The following is a 17,160-nucleotide window of genomic DNA, read 5'->3' on the forward strand; positions in this document are numbered from 1 at the left end:
GCGTGGGGGGCGCCGCGAGCGGCGTGCGCGGGGCTGCGTCAGCCGGCGGAGCCTGGGGTCACACCGTCCGAAAGCCGCCGACATTGACCAAGGTCGTGCCGTTCACGACGGCGGAGCCGCGCCCGTTGACCGACACGCCGGCGAGGGCCGTGCTGCAGTTGCTGTACCACCCGATGCGCGGCAGGGTGATGGTGCCTGAGACGGGGGCGGGTACCGCGGTCTTGAGCGTGCTGTAGTAGCGGTAGTACTCGATGCCGTCGTTGGTGTACACGGCCGGCGTGGTGCCGGAGACCTCAAGGACGGGGTTGCTCCAGTCTGTTGTCGTGTGGTTCGTCCAGGTGAGGGGGTTGCTGTTCCGCGCCATCGCATCCACCACGCTCCTCTGCACCAGGATGGAGGCGGTCACGTTCGTCACCGTGGAGCCGGTGCGCACATTGACGATCCGGTAGTAGTTGTTGACGTCGTCCGTGGTGACGCTCAAGCGGGAACCCGAGCGGCATTCCGACACCGACGCGCCGGGCACGGCTGCCTGGGTGCCGCGGGTGACCCGGAACACGCGGTCGATCCGCGGGAGAGGGCTGGCCGCCTCGGCGGGGGCAGCGGCGGCGGCGACGACGGTCGGCACCGCCCACGCGAGGCTGCTGGCGACTCGGCGGCGGGAGGGGACGGACTGGGACGGCTGGGGCGCTGCCGACGTGGACTCTGACATGGGATGCTCCGAAACGTGAGAGGGGTGTGACACAGGATGTGTGTCCTCCTTCCAAGGTACGTCGTCGTCGACCGAGGGCAAGCCCCGGCCACCCCACGGCCCCCTAGGGGTGGCACCTCATCTGCGGAGGCGCAGTGCTGGTATTCTTGACGGGATCCCCTGCGTGCCGCCGAAGAGTGCGGATGCATGCGTAAGGGGAGAACGCAGAACCTCCTGCCGCGGAGAGACCGCGGCCGCAAGCCCAGAGGAGGTGGGTTCGCATGCGTGCTTATGAGCTGATGGTGCTGATCGACCCTGAGGTCGACGAGCGCACCGTGGAGCCGACCCTGAAGAAGTACCTCGAGGTCGTCACGAACGCCGGCGGCACCGTCGACAACGTCGACGTGTGGGGTCGCCGCAAGACCGCCTACGAGATCCAGAAGAAGTCCGAGGCCATCTACGTGGTCGTCAACTTCCAGTCGGAGCCGGCCGCCACCCAGGAGCTGGACCGTCTGCTGAACCTCAACGAGACGATCCTGCGCACCAAGATCATCCGTCCGGAGGAGCAGAAGATCACCGCTGAGTGATCCTCGTACCGTGTCCGGAGGGTCTGAGAGCATCGGATCAGTCCCCGACGCCCCCACCGGAACCCCGCTGAGCAGTCCCGGATCCTCGGATCCGGTCACTGACCGGCAGAACCCCCGAAGACAGGAGTGACCATGGCAGGCGAGACCGTCATCACCGTGGTCGGCAACCTCACCGCCGACCCGGAGCTGCGCTTCACCCCGAACGGCGCGGCCGTCGCGAACTTCACCGTCGCGTCCACGCCCCGCACGTTCGACCGTCAGACCAACGAGTGGAAGGACGGCGAAGCGCTGTTCCTGCGCTGCTCGGTCTGGCGCGAGGCTGCGGAGAACGTGGCGGAGTCGCTGACCAAGGGCATGCGCGTGATCGTGCAGGGCCGCCTCAGGGCGCGCTCCTACGACGACCGGGACGGCAATCGTCGCACCAGCTGGGAGCTGGACGTGGACGAGGTCGGCCCGGCGCTGCGGTTCGCCACGGCCAAGGTCACCCGCGCCCAGCGCGGCGGCGGCGGCGGTGGCTTCGGCGGCGGCCAGCAGGGGGGCGGCTTCGGCGGCGCCCCGGCCGGCGGCGGCTTCGGGGGGAACAACGACGGCGGCTTCGGCGGCGCCCAGCAGGGCGGCGGCTGGGGCGGCCAGCAGCAGGGCGGCGGCCAGGCCGCGCCGCAGGACCCCTGGTCCGGCGGCGGTGGCGGCGGATGGGACACCCCGTCCTCCAACGAGCCCCCGTTCTGATCCTGCGCTGACCGGGCGCGGCCCCCACGGCCGCGACGGACACGGAACACCACGGACCTCTCCGTCCGGGCGCACCTCGCCCGGAGGGCCGCCCCGGCGGCCCATCCCACCCGCGACCCGGCACCGCCGGGCCGCACTGCACACGGCCCCGTGCCCGGCACGGGACGTCGCGTGATCCCATCCCGCAGAACCGTTCTGCGGGCTCCAGAGAACTCTGAAGGAGCACCACGATGGCGAAGGCTGAACTCCGCAAGCCCAAACCGAAGTCCAACCCGCTCAAGGCCGCCAAGATCACCGAGATCGACTACAAGGACGTGGCCCTGCTGCGCAAGTTCATCTCCGACCGCGGGAAGATCCGTGCCCGTCGCGTGACCGGCGTGACCGTCCAGGAGCAGCGCAAGATCGCCCAGGCCGTCAAGAACGCCCGCGAGGTGGCCCTGCTGCCCTACGCCGGCGCCGGCCGCGGCTGATCGAGCGAGCGAAGGAAGGAACACCCAGATGGCAAAGCTCATCCTGACCCAGGAAGTGGCCGGTCTCGGCACCTCCGGTGACGTGGTCGAGGTCAAGAACGGGTACGCCCGCAACTACCTGCTCCCGCGCGGTTTCGCCACCGTGTGGACCAAGGGCGGGGAGAAGCAGGTCGAGTCCCTGCAGAAGGCCCGCGCGGCCCGCGCCGTGGCGAACCTGGAGGACGCGCAGGCCCAGGCCGCGCAGCTCCAGTCCGCCACCGTGAAGCTCGAGCGCACCGCCGGTGCGGAGGGTCGCCTGTTCGGCGCCGTCCAGACCGCCGACGTCGCCGAGGCGATCGAGGCCGCCGGCCTCGGCTCCGTGGACAAGCGCTCGATCACCCTGCCGGCGCACATCAAGTCCGTGGGCAACCACGAGGCCCAGGTCCGCCTGCACGAGGACGTCATCGCGACCGTCCAGCTGCAGGTCGTGGCCGCCAAGGCCAAGAAGTGATCAACCGCTTCTGAGCCCGTCGCGCCCGCGACGCGCACCCGAGGCCCCGGTCCGCTCTTCACGAGCGGGCCGGGGCCTCGTGCCGTGGGGGAACATGGAGATCATGCCCTCCGCCCCACCGCCCTCCGACCCCGCCGGCTCGACGGCGGCCCCGCGCCCGCCACTGTGGACGCGCCCGTTCATCCTCGTCAGCGCCACCTACCTGTTCGTGGCGATGATCTTCTACACGCTCATGACCGCGATGGCGCTCTACGCCGTCACGTCCTTCGGCGCGTCGGACGCGGAGGCCGGCGTCGTGGTGGGGGCGTTCGTGCTGGGCGCGGTCCTCACCCGCATGACGACGACGCCCACCACCTTCGCGTGGGGGCGGCGGCGGGTCCTGCTCGTCGCCTTGGCCTGCTACGTCCTCACGACGGCGGCGTACCTCTGGGCGGACTCCCTGGCCACGCTGACCGCGGTGCGGCTGCTCAACGGCATGTGCTTCGGCGCGGCCGGCACCGTGCTGGCCACGGCCGTGCAGCGGATCGTCCCGCCCGTGCGCCGCTCCGAGGGCACCGGCTGGTTCTCCACGTCCATGACGCTCGCGGGCGCCGTCGGACCGATGGTGGCCCTGCAGCTGAGCACCACCGTCGGCTACGACGCCCTGTTCTGGGCGTGCATCGGCTTCACGGGCATGGCCCTGCTGATCGCCCTGTTCCTGCGCGTGCCCGAGCCGCCGCTGACGGGCCGGTTCCGGCTGCACCGGGCGGACGTGTTCTCCGCGGAGGTGGCGCCGGCGGCGGGCGTGGCCCTGGCCTCCGGGTTCATGTACGGCGGCATCCTCGCGTTCATGGCCACGTTCGCGCAGCAGCAGGGCTACCCGGCGATGGTGCCGAGCCTGTTCTTCCTGCTCTTCGCCGCGGGCACCATCGTGGGCCGCGCCGTCCTGGGCGTGCTGCACGACCGGCACGGGGACAACGCCGTCGTCTACCCGATCCTCGCGGGCATGGCCGTCTCCTACGCGGTGCTGGCGCTGTGGCGGGAGCCGGCGGGCATGCTCGTGGCCGGCGCCCTGCTGGGGCTGACCTACGGGCCCGTGGTGAGCGTGTTCCAGACCATCGCGATCAAGGTGGTCCGGCCCACCGAGATCGGCGTCGCCACGGGCACGTTCTTCCTGCTCCTGGACCTCGGCACCGGCCTCGGCCCCATGGTGCTCGGCGCGGTGGTGGCCGCCGTCGGGATCCCGGTGATGTACCTGTTCTCCGGCGGGGTCGGGGTGGCGCTGCTGCTCTACTACCGGCTCGTGCACGGCGGCCGGGCCATCGCCCGGCGCCCGTCCCCGGCCTGAGCGGGCCGGCGCGCTCAGGCGGGCCCGTGCCGGCGCGCCTCCTCGACGGCGCTCGCGACGCCGCTGTGCCACGGCTCGCCGTGACCGGGCAGGACCGTGCCGGCCCCCGTCGCGGCGAGGGCGTCCAGCGAGCGCAGGGCGAGGCCGCTGTCGGCGGTCGCGGCCCCGGCGATGATGCGCGGGCCGCGGCGGCCGGTGTAGGGGTCCAGGGTGACGAGGGCGTCGCCGGAGATGAGGACGTCCCGGTCGGGCAGGTGCAGGGCGCAGTGGCCGTGCGTGTGGCCCGGGCTCGGCACCACCACGGGGCGCCCGGGGACGGGCACCGTCTCCCCCGGGGTGAGCTCGGCCGTCGCCCTGACGCCCTTCACCGCGAACACCCCGGCGGCCACCATCGAGCCCAGGATCGGCAGCGCGGCCGGGTGGCGGAGGGGGTAGAGCGCGCGCGGGTTCTCGTGCGCGTAGGAGTAGGGATGGGCGGCGAGGTAGTGCTCGGCGCGGTGGGCGTACACCGGGACCCCCAGCCGTTCCACGAGGCGACGCGCGGCACCGACGTGGTCGAAGTGCGCGTGCGTGAGCACGAGGGCCTTGATGTCCTCCGGGCGATGCCCGAGCGCGCGCACGGCGTGCCCCAGCGGACGCCACACGGCGGGCAGGCCGGCGTCCACGAGGGTCAGCCCGTCCGTGTCCTCGATGAGGTAGCAGTTCACGTTCGCGTGCTGGACGAGGTGGATGCCGGGGGCGACGGGACGGGCGGTCATGACGGAACCTCCAGGACGGTGGGCGGGTCGCACCGCCGGCCCGGCGAGGGCCTCGGCGGGCGGTTCGAACCCCCAGTGGAGCATCGGCGCACGTGGCCGCGATAGGGCTCAGCGTCCCGCGCCGCCCGACGACGGCGCCCCGCGGCCCCGGGTCAGCGCGCGGGCGGGGCCGGGGCCGCCGTCGTCGTGGGGCTGCTCACGCGTCCCATCCCCCGATGTGCACGAGGGCGTCGCCGCGGTGCACCAGGGGTGCCTCGGTGCGGCCGATGACCACGCCGGTCAGCTCGGCCTTCACGTGCGCGAGGCGGCGGCCGAACGAGTTGTAGAGCGCGCCGATCCGGTCCCCGGCGCTCACGCGTTCGCCGAGCGCGACGTCCAGGTGCACGAGGCCGTCCGCGCGGGCGCGCACCCACGTGGACTGCCACACCAGGTACGGGGCGTCCTGCTCGCCGTCGACGACGTCGGGGTGCACGGCGGCGGTGTCCTCGCCGGTGGCGTCGGTCGCCTCGGGCACGTCCGTGGTCCGCTCCTCGGGGACCTCGCCGGGCAGCGGACCGGGGGCGTCGACGACGGCGTCCGGCCCGGGCTCGGTGAGCCCGACGTCCGCGGGGTCCACCATGTCCAGGGCGGCGAGCACGCGCAGGACCCCGTCCACGCCGGGGGCGATCGCGTACTCGTCGAACCGCCAGGCCTCACCGGCCTCGTAGAGCAGCACGCGCGCGCCGGTCTCGCGGGCCGCGGCGCGCAGGGAGCCGTCCCGCAGGCGGGCGTGGAAGAGCACGGGCGCGCCGAACGCCTCCGCGAGCGCGCGGGTCTGGGGGTCCTCCAGGTCGCACCGGATCTGCGGCAGGTTGGAGCGGCGGTCCGCGCCGGTGTGCAGGTCGATGCCCACGGTGCAGCGGCCGATCACCTCGGTCATCATCAGGTGCGCGATGCGCGAGGCCAGCGAGCCTCGGGCGGAGCCGGGGAAGGAGCGGTTCAGGTCGCGGCGGTCCGGCAGGTAGCGGTCTCCGGCCATCACGCCGAGCACGTTGACGATGGGCACGGCCAGCAGGGTGCCGCGCAGGTTTTTGGGCTGCAGCCGCTCCAGGACGCGGCGGACGATCTCGACGCCGGCCACCTCGTCCCCGTGGATCGCGGCGGAGACCCACACGGTGGGCCCGTCCTCGCGGCCGTGCAGCACGTGCACGGGCAGGGTGACGTCCGCGCCGGTGACGAGCTGGGAGATCGGCAGGGACAGCTCGTGGCGGCGGCCTGCCGCCACCTCGACCCCGCCGAACGCGAAGGGGGCGCGGGCGGGGCGAGGGCTCATGCGCGTCCCCGGTTCCGGCGGCGCACGCCGCGCGGCGGCTGCCCGCCCACGTACGAGGCGGCGGGGTCCACGAGGAGGCCGCCGGCGGCCAGCGCGGTGCGCCCCACGAGCATGCGGAAGCCCATCTCGTCCCGGTGGGTCAGGGTCACCTCCGCCTCGATCGTGCGGCCGGCCAGGGTCAGCGGCATCACGACGACGACGCGCTCCTGCGCCTCGCCGTTCGAGGAGCGGACCGTGCGCAGGTCGGCCACCGGCAGCTCGGCCGTCCGCGCGTCCGCCGCCGAGGTCTGCCACGGGTGCACCTCGAACCGGACCCACGCGGCGCCGTCGCGGGCGAACCGCTCGATGCCGAAGGCGTGGAGCGCCGAGGTGCGGGCGCCGGTGTCGATCTTGGCCTTGATCCAGGGGGTGTGGGCGGCGGGCAGGCCGACCCATTCGCGCCAGCCCACCAGACCCGGGCGAGCGGCGCCGTCGTCGGTGGCGGGCGCGCCGTGGGGGGCCGGGGCCGTGTGCTTAGATTCAGACACGCCCCTCATCCTCCCAGGAAAGCGGTCATGAAGCTCGCCATCCTCTCCCGTTCCCTGCGCGCCTACTCGACGCAGCGGCTCAAGACCGCGGCGCTCGAGCGCGGCCACGAGGTGAAGGTCCTGGACACCCTACGCTTCGGGATCGACCTCAGCTCGGACGAGCCCGATCTGATGTTCCGTGGCCGCCCCCTCTCCGGCTATGACGCCGTGCTGCCGCGCATCGGCAACTCGGTGACCTACTTCGGCACCGCCGTGGTGCGCCAGTTCGAGCAGATGGACGTCTACACGCCGAACACGGCCGCCGGGATCATGAACTCGCGGGACAAGCTGCGGGCCACCCAGATCCTCTCCCGCCATGAGATCGACATGCCCGCCACCGTGTTCGTGCGCAACCGCGGCGAGGTGTCCACGGCGATCGACATGGTGGGCGGGGCGCCCGTGGTGATCAAGCTGCTCGAGGGCACCCAGGGCATCGGCGTGATCCTGGCGCCGACCAAGAAGGTGGCCGAGGCGATCATCGAGACGCTGCACGGCACCAACCAGCAGGTGCTCATCCAGCGGTTCGTGGAGGAGTCCAAGGGCACGGACATCCGCGCGCTCGTGGTGGGGGACCGCGTGGTGGCCGCGATGCGCCGCCGGGCCCAGGGGGACGAGTTCCGCTCCAACGTGCACCGCGGCGGCACCGTGGAGCGCGTCGAGCTCTCGCCCGAGTACGCGGAGACCGCCGTGCGGGCAGCCCACATCATGGGCCTGCGCGTGGCCGGCGTGGACATGCTCGAGGGCGAGCACGGCCCGCTGGTCATGGAGGTGAACTCCTCCCCGGGGCTGCAGGGCATCGAGGCCGCCACGGACCTGGACGTGGCCGGCGCGATCATCGACTACGTGGCGGACCAGGCCGGCTTCCCGGACATCGACGTGCGCCAGCGCCTGGCCGTGTCCACCGGGTACGGGGTCGGTGAGATCACCGTGCACGCCGGCTCCGGCTGGGTGGGCCAGTCCATCGAGGACTCCGGGCTGCTCGCGAAGGACCTGCAGGTGCTCACCCTGCACCGCGGCACCTCCGTGTTCCCCAACCCCGCGGACACCAAGGTCCTCGAGGAGGGCGACCGGCTGCTCTGCTTCGGCAAGACCGAGAACATGCGCGCCCTCATCCCCGCCCGCGCCCGCCGCCCCAAGCGCGTGCGGAAGCTGCCGGCCACCCCGATCCTCGCCTCCGTCGCCGAGGAGGCCCCGGCGCCCGAGGCGCCCGCCGACGACGCCTGAGCCCGGGGGCGGGGCTCAGCGGGCCGGGGCGAACGCGCCGATGCCCGTGAGGTGCCGGCCGAGCGTGAGCTGGTGGACCTCGTCCGTGCCCTCGTAGGTGCGCACGGACTCGAGGTTGTTCGCGTGCCGCAGCGGCGAGTGCTCCAGGGTGATGCCGTTGCCGCCGAGCATCTCGCGGGCCTCCCGCGCGATGCCGATGGCCACGCGGCAGTTGTCCAGCTTGCCGGCGGAGATCATGGCGGGGGTGAGCGGGCCGGCGTCCTTGGCGCGGCCGATCTGGTGCGCCAGCAGGTAGCCCTTGCCGATGGCCACGGCCATGTCCGCGAGCTTGGCCTGCGTCAGCTGGTGGGAGGCCAGCGGCACCCCGAACTGCCGCCGCTGCATCGCGTAGTCGAGGACGGCGTCGAAGGAGTCGCGGGCGGCGCCCATCGCGCCCCAGATGATCCCGTAGCGGGCCTCGTTGAGGCACTGGAAGGGGCCCTTGAGCCCGACGGCGGAGTCGGCCGGCAGCATCGCGGAGGCGGGCAGGCGCACGCCGTCGAGGTGGATCTCGCACTGCACCGAGGCCCGCATGGACAGCTTCTGGGTGATCGCCTCGGCACGGAAGCCGGGGGTGTCCGTGGGGACCACGAAGCCGCGCACCCCGCGCCCGTCGCCGGGCTCGCCGGTCTGCGCCCAGATGATCGCGACGTCGGCCAGCGTGGCCAGCCCGATCCACCGCTTGACCCCGTCGAGCACCCAGTCGCCGCCGGGCTCCTGGCGGGCCGTCGTCGTCATGGAGGCCGGGTCCGAGCCGGCGCCCGGCTCGGTGAGGCCGAAGCAGCCGACCGCCTCGCCGGCGGTCATGCGCGGCAGCCACTGCGCCTTCTGCTCCTCGGAGCCGTGCTTGTGGATCGCGCCCATCGCGAGCGAGCCCTGCACGGAGACGAAGGTGCGCAGGCCGGAGTCGCCGGCCTCGAGCTCCTGCGCGGCGAGGCCGTACTCCACCGCCGAGCGGCCGGGCATGCCGTGGCCCTCGTAGGGCATGCCGAGCACGCCGAGACGGCCCAGCTCGGGGACGATCTCGCGCGGGAACACGGCGTCGTCGTACCAGCGGGCGATGTGCGGGCGGATGTGCTCGTCCACGAAGCCGCGCACCTGCAGCGCGACGGCCTTCTCCTCGGCGGAGAACAGGGTGTCCAGGCCGACGACGTCGGCGCGGCCGAGGAACGAGTCGGCTTCGGCGTGGAACGGGGTGGTCATGGCGGGGGTCCTCTCTGCGGGGTGGTCAGCGGGTGTCGAGCCAGGTGTTGACGGCCGCCGTGTCCGCGCCGAGCGCGGGCGGCGCGTGGCGCGGGTGCGCGACGGGCGGGTCCCACTGCACCGGGTGGCGGAACTGCCGGCCGGCGGGGGCGCCGGAGCGGTCCTGGACCTCGACGGTCGGCTCGAGGCCGAGGGACTCGGCCAGCTGAACGCCCTCGGCGACGGTGGACACGAGGCCGACCGGGAGCCGCTCGGCCTGCAGCACGTCCCGCCAGTGGGCCGCCGTCTCGGCCGAGAGCGCATCCTCCAGGGCGGCGCGCAGCTCCTCGCGGTGCTCGACCCGGTCCGTGTTCGTGGTGAAGCGCGGGTCCTCGGCGAGCCCGGGGACGCCGAGGGCCGCGGCGAAGGTGCGGAACTGCGCGTCGTTGCCGATGGCGACGGCGAGCGGCGCGTCCCGGCACGCCAGCAGCTGATAGGGGGTGATCGAGGGGTGGTCGTTGCCCATCCGCCGCGGGACGACGTCGGCGCCGAGCCAGGCCTGGCCCTGGTTGGCGAGCGCCCCCTGCAGCGAGGAGAGCAGGTTCAGCCGCAGGTGCGCGCCCTCTCCGGTGCGCTCGCGGCGCAGCAGCGCGGCGAGCACGCCGGCGGTGAGGTCCTTGGCCGTGAGCACGTCCACCAGGGCGACGCCCGCCTTCATCGGGGCGTCCGGTTCGCCGGTGATGCTCATGAGCCCGCCCGCGGCCTGGACGATGAAGTCGTAGCCGGGCAGGTCCCGGCCCTCGCGGTCGCCGAAGCCGGAGACGGCGGCGTAGACCACGGACGGGTTCTCCCGCGCGACGTCGTCGTAGCCCAGACCGAGGCGCTCCATGGTGCCGGGCTTGAGGTTGTGGACCACGACGTCGGCCCGGGCGGCCAGGGCGGCGGCCCGCCGCTGGTCCTCGGGGTCCTTCAGGTCCCAGCCGACCGACTCCTTGTTGCGGTTCACGGACTCGAAGTAGGTGGCGCCCGTCGCCGAGCGGGGCGGGGCCCAGCCGCGGGTGTCGTCGCCGCGCACGGGGTGCTCCACCTTGATGACGCGCGCCCCGAGGTCCGCCAGCGTCATGGTGGCGAGCGGGCCGGCGAGGACGCGGGAGAAGTCGGCGACGAGGACGCCGTCGAGGGGGAGCGAGGCCGGGGAGGGGGCGGTGGTGGCCGGGGGCACGGCGGACTCCTCACTGTGGCGGACGACACGACGACGGGTTCCACCCAAGCACCGTGCTTGCGTTCCGTCCAATGACTCTGGGGCGGGTCACTGACGTGCGTGAGTCATCGGTGCCGGGCGGTCCGGGGCGGCCGGGAGAGGTGGGCACGGGGAGGACCCGGGGCCGTGCGCAGACGCTGTCAACTTCGCCGTCCCCAGATCCGGGCACCTTGTCCACAGGAGTTGTCCACAGATGTGGAGGGTGTGGACGACGGTGTGGATAGGCGTGTACCAGGCGGTGTGATGAGGGCGCAAACGAGGGTGCTGTCAAGTCCGGTGGCCGGAGCGAAGGGGAAGTGGAGAATCTTCCTCCACAACTCTGGGGATCGCATCGTCCCAGGTCAGAGCCGGATTCTGGGAGTGGTCGCGCGGTTGTCCCCAGCGTGGTCCCCAGGCGATCCACACGACACGCCGCCGAATCCACACGTTGTCCACAAGGCCTGTGGGAAACGCGGTTGCCCGGCCTCCACGGCGCGCGTAGTGTCGCGTGGTATCCCCAACGCGAGGGCGGGTATTGGCCGCAGGTGACCACTGACAGGCGCGCATCCGCTCGGACCGTCGCCCCGGGGACCGTCGCATCGTCCGCCTGCAGGAGGGTGCGGCGGCACGGGCGGTGACAACAGAGGAATCAGGGCCGGGAAGACCGGCGAGGGCCGCCGTCGTGCGGGCTGTGGGAAGGGAGTCTCCGGACGTTGACTGAGAACTACGGAGACTCGGGCTCCTACGACGGCGGCCGTTCCTCTGAACGCTTCCTGCCGCCCCAGGACCTGGAGGCGGAGCGCTCGGTGCTGGGCGGCATGATGCTCTCCAAGGACGCGATCGCGGACGTGGTGGAGCTGTTGCGCGGCCACGACTTCTACCGGCCGAGCCACGAGATGATCTACGAGGCGATCATCGACCTCTACGGCCGCGGTGAGCCCGCGGACGCCGTCACCGTGGCGGACCTGCTGAACAAGCGCCAGGAGCTCAGCCGCGTGGGCGGCCCCGCCGTGCTGCACGAGCTCATCCAGTCCGTGCCCACCGCCGCCAACGCGAGCTTCTACGCGGCGATCGTGGCGGAGAAGGCCGTCCTGCGGCGCCTCGTCACCGCCGGCACCAAGATCACCCAGCTGGGGTATCAGGGCGACGGTGAGGTCGAGGAGATCGTCAACGAGGCGCAGTCCGAGATCTACAAGGTGGCGGAGAACCGCCAGTCCGAGGACTACGTGCGCCTCGCGGAGATCATGGAGCACGCCGTCGACGAGATCGAGGCGGCCGGCAACCAGGGGGAGGGCCTGACCGGCGTCCCCACTGATTTCTACGACTTCGACGAGCTGACGCAGGGCCTGCACGGCGGACAGATGATCGTGATCGCGGCACGCCCCGCCGTCGGCAAGTCCACGCTGGCGCTCGACTTCGCGCGGGCCGCGGCCATCCACCACAACATGGCCACCGTGTTCTTCAGCCTCGAGATGGGCAAGAACGAGATCGCCATGAGGCTCCTGAGCGCCGAGGCGACGATCGCACTCCAGGACCTGCGCAAGGGCACCATCCGGGACGACCAGTGGTCCAAGATCGCCGCGACCGTGGGGCGGCTGAACGAGGCGCCGTTCTTCATCGACGACTCCCCGAACATGACCATGATGGAGATCCGCGCCAAGTGCCGGCGGCTCAAGCAGAAGAACAACCTCAAGATGGTGGTGCTGGACTACCTGCAGCTCATGAGCTCGGGCAAGAAGGTCGAGTCCCGTCAGCAGGAGGTCGCCGAGTTCTCCCGTGCCCTCAAGCTACTGGCCAAGGAGCTCGACGTGCCGGTGATCGCGTTGAGCCAGTTGAACCGTGGGTCCGAGCAGAGGACGGACAAGCGGCCACAGGTGTCCGACCTGCGTGAGTCCGGCTCGATCGAGCAGGACGCGGACATGGTGATCCTGCTCCACCGCGAGGACGTGTACGACAAGGAGTCCCCGCGCGCCGGCGAGGCGGACCTGATCGTGGCCAAGCACCGCAACGGCCCGACGAAGACCATTGTGGTGGGGTTCCAGGGGCATTATTCGCGGTTCTCGAACCTGGCGAGTGATGCGGGTGGTGGCCCGGGCGGGTTCTGACGGCCGTCACTGACGCAAAACCGCCCCGTCAGTGAGTGCAGAGAGCCTGTCACTCACTCGAGTGAGGCACTCACTGTGTCGACTGACGGCATCAGTGACGTGCAACGTTCTTCAGGGCACGAGGTCGAGCGTCAACCGGGGGCTGGTCTGGCGCATGCATTCCCACAGGTCGACGCAGCGGGTCTCCAGAGCGGCACAGGCGTCAGGGATTTTCACGCGCTTGCGCGCCTGAGGGGCGGGCACCTCGAAGGTGACCACGGTGGCGTCCATGCATGCAGCCTGCGCCACCAACAGCAGATCGGCGCTGTCATCCAGAAACTCGTCCTGCGCGGCCTGTTGATACGCGGGCTGACGGGTCAGGGTCCACTGGGCCAACTCGCCGATGCGCTGGGGCACCTCTGACGTGAGTGGGAGGAAGAGCTGCGGATGGTTTGACGCCCAGGTGGCGAGTTCATCCCCGCCCCGGCATAGCTCCTGCCGCACGGCCTCCACGCTGGCGACCCAGCCTGCCGCATGAGCGCGCTCCAGCCACGTCCAGAACCCCGGGGCGAGATCGAACCCGTAGTAACTGTTCTTCGGCGTGATGAAGGTGTTGGCGTCGAGCAGGAACATCATGCGGCCGCCATCTTCTGAGCCAGGGTGTCCATAACCTCACGCTTGTGGGTTCCCAGCAGGCGGAACGCGTCCCGGTAGCTGGTTCCGCCTTCCCGGGCGCTGGCTACCACGGCGGTGGTGAACGGGACGCCGAGGCGGTAGCGGGCGGTGCGGTAATAATCGCCCCCTCCGCCCTTCGGCGCCGGGGTCTGGGGATGGGGGACGCGGGCCAGCGCTGCGAGCTGCGCGTCGGCGGCGGCAGGGGTGATCAGTCCGCAGGTCTTCATCCGGAGAACCACGACGGCGCGGCTCACCTGGCAGCGTTTGGCCACATCGGCGACCACCTCGTCGAACTCAGTGCTGAGTCGCTCCTGCTGCTGCTCCAGCACGACGCGGGGCACCAGGGCTGCGGCGGCCACCCGGTTGCACCAGGCCTCCTCGTAGGGTGCGTGGCGTCCGGGGCGGGCATCAGACAGCGCACTGTGTCCGAGGAGCAGGTGAGCGGTCTCGTGGAGGAGGGTGAAGTGCTGGGCGGTCTTGGCCTCGGTTCCGTTGACGAAGATCAGTGGAGCGAGGTCGTCGGCCAGGGCGAAGCCCCTGAACTCGTCCGGGTTTAGGGGCCTTCGGGTTTCATTGCCGACGTAGCCGCTGATCATCACCAGCACCCCCGCCTCTTCCAAGGCGCCCACGAGCACGCTGCGGAAGGCGTCACTGGCGCCGGACAGGGCGTCCAGGTGGAGGATCTCCCGGAGGCGTGTTCCGGCATCCTCTGTATCGTCCTGGAGCGTGGCGCTGCCCACGAGGGGCACGGGGTTGGCGCCAATGGCGAGCATGTGGTCCCGGTACCAGTCCTGGCGGAGCTGGCACTCCCGCAGGACGTCCACCAGCTCGGCGGAGGGGTGACCCACGCCCTGGCTGCCCGGCGTGCGCATGTCAGGGATGGGGATGGGTGCCGGCGCCGGGGGAGCGCTGAGAAACAGCATGCCGAAGGGCACATGGACCTTCTGCCCGAACCGTTCCAGCTGCTTCATGGTGGGCTTCTTCGTCCGGCTGAGCCAGGCCTCGAGGTCGGGGTGTGCGGTAGTGGCGCTGGCCAGGTCGATGCCCCCACGTTCGAGGGCCCAGCGCAGGACGGCCGGCTCTACGTCGACGCGCACCGTGGACATCGACCGCCTCCTTCCTGCGCCGGGGCGGCTTTGTGTCGCCCTGAGTTCAGCCTAGTCATCGCCTGGGACGCTGTAAGCCCCACCCCGTACACTCGCGTCGTGATCACCGGAACTCTCAAAAACCAGGTTGACCGCGTCTGGGACGCCTTCGCCACGGGTGGCATCAGCAACCCTCTTGAGGTGATCGAGCAGATCACCTACCTGCTGTTCCTGCGTCGCCTGGATGAGGCACAGACGCAAGCCGAGGCCAAGGCGCGCCGCACGAACCAACCGGTGGAGACGACGATCTTCGACGCCGACCACCAGCACCTCCGCTGGCACCAGCTGAAGAACGTCGCCTCGGACGAACTCTTCGCCCGCATGGACCGCGAGGTCTTCCCGTTCCTGCGCCGTCTCGGCCAGCAGATTGGAGGGGAGGACTCCACTTACGCGCACCACATGCGAGACGCCCGCTTCACCATCCCCAACGCGCGCATGCTCGCCACCGCCGTGGATCTGATCGACAAGCTTCCCCTCACAAACCGGGACACCACCGGTGACCTGTACGAATACCTCCTCTCCAAGCTCTCCACCGCGGGACGGAACGGCCAGTTCCGCACGCCGCGGCACATCATCGACCTCATGGTGCGGATGACGGCGCCCACCCCGGAGGACGTGATCGTGGACCCGGCATGTGGCACGGCAGGGTTCCTCGTCGGCGCGTCGGAGTATCTGCGGGAGGAACACCCGGAACTTTTCTTTGACATGAACCAGCGGCTGCACTTCAACCGGCGCATGTTCCACGGATATGACTTCGACAGCACCATGCTGCGCATCGCCAGCATGAACATGCTCATGCACGGGGTGGAGTCCCCGGACATCGCGTACCGGGACTCCCTGGCCCAGGGTGCTAGCGACGGCGACGCTGGCAAATACAGCTTGATCCTCGCCAATCCGCCGTTCGCCGGGTCCCTCGACGCCGAGGGCGTCAGCTCTGACCTGCAGCGCGTGGTGAAGACGAAGAAGACGGAGTTGCTCTTCCTGGCCCTGTTCCTGCGGCTGTTGCAGCCGGGCGGTCGTGCGGCGGTGATCGTACCGGAGGGGGTGCTGTTCGGCTCGTCTAAGGCCCACAAGGACTTGCGCCGGATGCTGGTGGAGGACCATCACCTGCAGGCGGTGGTGAAGTTGCCTGCGGGTGTGTTCAAGCCCTACGCAGGGGTCTCGACGGCGATCCTCTTCTTCCGCAACGACGGTCCCGGCAGCACGGACGACGTCTGGTTCTACGACGTCCGCGCCGATGGGTTCTCGCTGGACGACAAGCGCACGCCGGTGGAGGCCAACGACCTGCCGGACCTCGTTCAGCGGTGGCAGAACCCGGCAGGAGAGAAGGACCGGCCGCGGACCGCGCAGTCCTTCCTGGTGCCCAAGGCGGACATCGTGGAGCAGGGGTACGACCTCTCCCTGAACCGGTACAAGGAGTTGGAGATCGAGGAGGTCGAGCACCGGGACCCGCTGGAGATCCTCGTCGACCTCGAACAGCTCGACGCCGAGATTGCCGCTGGGACTGCGGAGCTCAAGGGGATGCTGCGGTGAAGACGGTGAAGCTGGGTGACATTGTTTCCCTTAAGTACGGGAAAGCGCTGAAACAGGGTGATCGCCGAGGGGGGCCTGTTGCCGTCGTGGGCTCCAGTGGCGTCGTGGGGTTCCATGATCAAGCCCTCAGTTCGGGCCCCGCGATTGTCGTAGGAAGGAAGGGGTCAATCGGGTCGGTCACCTGGGTGCCCGGTGATGTTTGGCCTATAGATACTGCCTACGAGGCGGTGCCTCTCGGGGAGGGCGTCGATCTTCGGTGGCTGTATTGGATCCTTAGCGCTCTCGGTCTCAAGGGAATGAATAAATCAGCGGCAGTGCCAGGATTGAATCGGGATGATGTGTATCGTCTCTCGATTAGGCTTCCTGATCTCAAGGAGCAAAGGCGCATTTCGGCGATTCTGGACCAGGCTGACGAGCAGCGGTCGCGCCGGCGGGCGCAACTCGAGCGACTGGCTGCTCTTGTCCAGGTGGCGTTCGCTGATCGCGTCCGGGAGGCCGGTCCCGGGCAGCCCCTATCGGAGCTTGCGTCTTTCGTACGAGGCGTCACCTTCAAGCCCGAAGATGTGGCTGAGTCAGGTGTCCCCGTGATGCGTACGAAGAATGTGCAGAAGCGCCTGGACAGTTCGGATCTTATTCGCATCCCGGCAGAGCTCATCAAGAACGAGGCAAAGTATCTGCAAGAGGGGGACACCTTAGTGTCCAGTGCGAACAGCTACAACCTCGTAGGAAAATGCTGTTTCGTTGACTCCCTGCCGGAGCCGTCGGCTATCGGCGGATTCGTTTCAGCGCTTCGTCCCGGCCCCGACGTCGACCCGACTTTCCTCTACGCCTGGTTCAACAGTGACAGAGTCCAAGCGACCGTGCGAAGCTTTGGCAATAAGACGACGAATATCAGCAACCTCAACATCAAACGGACGTTGCAGTTGCGTATCCCGGACGTGTCTTTCGATATGCAGAGAGAATTCGCCGCCGTCGTCGAGAAGATCGACGTGCAGCGAGCGCGTGTCGAGCGGGCACTGGCGTTGGAGGACGAGCTGTTCGCGTCGCTCCAACACAGGGCATTCCGCGGGGAGCTGTGAATCCGGCAGGATGACAGTGGGCGGCTCGGTGG

General features: G+C 70.3%; 17 protein-coding genes. 9 read left to right on the forward strand and 8 right to left on the reverse strand.

Going from position 1 to position 17,160, the window contains the following annotated elements:
• Window positions 1-58: 58 nt before the first annotated feature.
• Window positions 59-625 carry a hypothetical protein gene (locus tag NR072_RS10845; protein WP_157554107.1) on the reverse strand — a complete coding sequence of 189 codons (567 nt, stop codon included), beginning with the start codon at window positions 623-625 and terminating at the stop codon, window positions 59-61.
• Window positions 626-969: 344 nt separating this feature from the next.
• On the opposite strand from NR072_RS10845, the gene rpsF reads away from it, so the two are divergent.
• The 5 genes from rpsF to NR072_RS10870 all read left to right on the forward strand — a co-directional run bounded on the left by rpsF (window position 970) and on the right by NR072_RS10870 (window position 4,291).
• Window positions 970-1,275, forward strand: coding sequence for a 30S ribosomal protein S6 (gene rpsF / locus NR072_RS10850; protein WP_061867474.1), 306 nt, complete (start codon window positions 970-972; stop codon window positions 1,273-1,275).
• Window positions 1,276-1,407: 132 nt separating this feature from the next.
• Window positions 1,408-2,004, forward strand: a complete 597-nt coding sequence (locus NR072_RS10855) for a single-stranded DNA-binding protein (RefSeq protein WP_044659956.1) — start codon at window positions 1,408-1,410, stop codon at window positions 2,002-2,004.
• A gap of 230 nt (window positions 2,005-2,234) precedes the next feature.
• Window positions 2,235-2,474 (forward strand): 30S ribosomal protein S18, encoded by a 240-nt coding sequence (rpsR, locus tag NR072_RS10860; RefSeq protein ID WP_002857788.1) that lies wholly within the window; start codon window positions 2,235-2,237, stop codon window positions 2,472-2,474.
• Between the two features lie 28 nt (window positions 2,475-2,502).
• Window positions 2,503-2,964, forward strand: a complete 462-nt coding sequence (rplI, locus tag NR072_RS10865) for a 50S ribosomal protein L9 (protein WP_002857787.1) — start codon at window positions 2,503-2,505, stop codon at window positions 2,962-2,964.
• Window positions 2,965-3,067: 103 nt separating this feature from the next.
• Window positions 3,068-4,291 carry an MFS transporter gene (locus tag NR072_RS10870; RefSeq protein WP_236557177.1) on the forward strand — a complete coding sequence of 408 codons (1,224 nt, stop codon included), beginning with the start codon at window positions 3,068-3,070 and terminating at the stop codon, window positions 4,289-4,291.
• Window positions 4,292-4,305: 14 nt separating this feature from the next.
• Here the strand turns inward: NR072_RS10870 and NR072_RS10875 are convergent, their stop codons facing one another.
• The 3 genes from NR072_RS10875 to NR072_RS10885 all read right to left on the reverse strand — a co-directional run bounded on the left by NR072_RS10875 (window position 4,306) and on the right by NR072_RS10885 (window position 6,888).
• Entirely contained in the window at window positions 4,306-5,049 is a 744-nt protein-coding gene (locus NR072_RS10875; RefSeq protein ID WP_061867476.1) for an MBL fold metallo-hydrolase, read from the reverse strand.
• A 196-nt stretch (window positions 5,050-5,245) separates the two neighbouring features.
• Entirely contained in the window at window positions 5,246-6,361 is a 1,116-nt protein-coding gene (locus NR072_RS10880; protein ID WP_061867477.1) for a succinylglutamate desuccinylase/aspartoacylase family protein, read from the reverse strand.
• Window positions 6,358-6,888: an ATP-dependent zinc protease gene (locus NR072_RS10885; RefSeq protein ID WP_061867478.1), complete on the reverse strand. Its 531-nt coding sequence runs from the start codon at window positions 6,886-6,888 to the stop codon at window positions 6,358-6,360. Before NR072_RS10885 ends, NR072_RS10880 begins: the two co-directional genes overlap by 4 nt.
• A gap of 27 nt (window positions 6,889-6,915) precedes the next feature.
• On the opposite strand from NR072_RS10885, the gene rimK reads away from it, so the two are divergent.
• Window positions 6,916-8,151, forward strand: coding sequence for a 30S ribosomal protein S6--L-glutamate ligase (gene rimK, locus NR072_RS10890; RefSeq protein WP_061867479.1), 1,236 nt, complete (start codon window positions 6,916-6,918; stop codon window positions 8,149-8,151).
• Between the two features lie 15 nt (window positions 8,152-8,166).
• On the opposite strand, the gene NR072_RS10895 is transcribed toward rimK, so the two are convergent.
• Both NR072_RS10895 and NR072_RS10900 read right to left on the reverse strand, forming a co-directional pair.
• Complete coding sequence (locus NR072_RS10895) at window positions 8,167-9,393, reverse strand: acyl-CoA dehydrogenase family protein (protein WP_256837252.1); 1,227 nt, start codon at window positions 9,391-9,393, stop codon at window positions 8,167-8,169.
• Between the two features lie 25 nt (window positions 9,394-9,418).
• On the reverse strand, window positions 9,419-10,594 hold the full coding sequence (locus NR072_RS10900; RefSeq protein ID WP_061867480.1) for a CaiB/BaiF CoA-transferase family protein: 1,176 nt from the start codon (window positions 10,592-10,594) through the stop codon (window positions 9,419-9,421).
• Between the two features lie 731 nt (window positions 10,595-11,325).
• Between NR072_RS10900 and dnaB the strand changes: the two genes are divergently transcribed.
• Window positions 11,326-12,717, forward strand: coding sequence for a replicative DNA helicase (dnaB, locus tag NR072_RS10905; protein WP_061867481.1), 1,392 nt, complete (start codon window positions 11,326-11,328; stop codon window positions 12,715-12,717).
• Between the two features lie 111 nt (window positions 12,718-12,828).
• On the opposite strand, the gene NR072_RS10910 is transcribed toward dnaB, so the two are convergent.
• Both NR072_RS10910 and NR072_RS10915 read right to left on the reverse strand, forming a co-directional pair.
• Window positions 12,829-13,332, reverse strand: coding sequence for a DUF4411 family protein (locus NR072_RS10910; RefSeq protein ID WP_002857771.1), 504 nt, complete (start codon window positions 13,330-13,332; stop codon window positions 12,829-12,831).
• Window positions 13,329-14,477 (reverse strand): ImmA/IrrE family metallo-endopeptidase, encoded by a 1,149-nt coding sequence (locus tag NR072_RS10915; protein ID WP_002857770.1) that lies wholly within the window; start codon window positions 14,475-14,477, stop codon window positions 13,329-13,331. Before NR072_RS10915 ends, NR072_RS10910 begins: the two co-directional genes overlap by 4 nt.
• A 99-nt stretch (window positions 14,478-14,576) precedes the next feature.
• Here NR072_RS10915 and NR072_RS10920 point away from each other — a divergent pair, with 99 nt between their 5' ends.
• Both NR072_RS10920 and NR072_RS10925 read left to right on the forward strand, forming a co-directional pair.
• Window positions 14,577-16,049, forward strand: a complete 1,473-nt coding sequence (locus tag NR072_RS10920) for a class I SAM-dependent DNA methyltransferase (RefSeq protein ID WP_002857768.1) — start codon at window positions 14,577-14,579, stop codon at window positions 16,047-16,049.
• Complete coding sequence (locus NR072_RS10925) at window positions 16,046-17,128, forward strand: restriction endonuclease subunit S (protein WP_084776584.1); 1,083 nt, start codon at window positions 16,046-16,048, stop codon at window positions 17,126-17,128. Before NR072_RS10920 ends, NR072_RS10925 begins: the two co-directional genes overlap by 4 nt.
• Window positions 17,129-17,160: the final 32 nt, after the last annotated feature.

This window comes from Micrococcus sp. Mcc89 (assembly GCF_024519795.1).
GTDB lineage: Bacteria > Actinomycetota > Actinomycetes > Actinomycetales > Micrococcaceae > Micrococcus > Micrococcus luteus.

Bases quoted from the DNA above. Each gene is read 5' to 3' on its own strand.
- rpsF (WP_061867474.1), top strand. From the start codon at position 970: ATGCGTGCTTATGAGCTGATGGTGCTGATCGACCCTGAGGTCGACGAG.
- NR072_RS10870 (WP_236557177.1), top strand. From the start codon at position 3,068: ATGCCCTCCGCCCCACCGCCCTCCGACCCCGCCGGCTCGACGGCGGCC.
- rpsR (WP_002857788.1), top strand. From the start codon at position 2,235: ATGGCGAAGGCTGAACTCCGCAAGCCCAAACCGAAGTCCAACCCGCTC.
- NR072_RS10875 (WP_061867476.1), bottom strand. From the start codon at position 5,049: ATGACCGCCCGTCCCGTCGCCCCCGGCATCCACCTCGTCCAGCACGCG.
- NR072_RS10895 (WP_256837252.1), bottom strand. From the start codon at position 9,393: ATGACCACCCCGTTCCACGCCGAAGCCGACTCGTTCCTCGGCCGCGCC.
- NR072_RS10880 (WP_061867477.1), bottom strand. From the start codon at position 6,361: ATGAGCCCTCGCCCCGCCCGCGCCCCCTTCGCGTTCGGCGGGGTCGAG.
- NR072_RS10855 (WP_044659956.1), top strand. From the start codon at position 1,408: ATGGCAGGCGAGACCGTCATCACCGTGGTCGGCAACCTCACCGCCGAC.
- rplI (WP_002857787.1), top strand. From the start codon at position 2,503: ATGGCAAAGCTCATCCTGACCCAGGAAGTGGCCGGTCTCGGCACCTCC.
- rimK (WP_061867479.1), top strand. From the start codon at position 6,916: ATGAAGCTCGCCATCCTCTCCCGTTCCCTGCGCGCCTACTCGACGCAG.
- NR072_RS10915 (WP_002857770.1), bottom strand. From the start codon at position 14,477: ATGTCCACGGTGCGCGTCGACGTAGAGCCGGCCGTCCTGCGCTGGGCC.
- NR072_RS10910 (WP_002857771.1), bottom strand. From the start codon at position 13,332: ATGATGTTCCTGCTCGACGCCAACACCTTCATCACGCCGAAGAACAGT.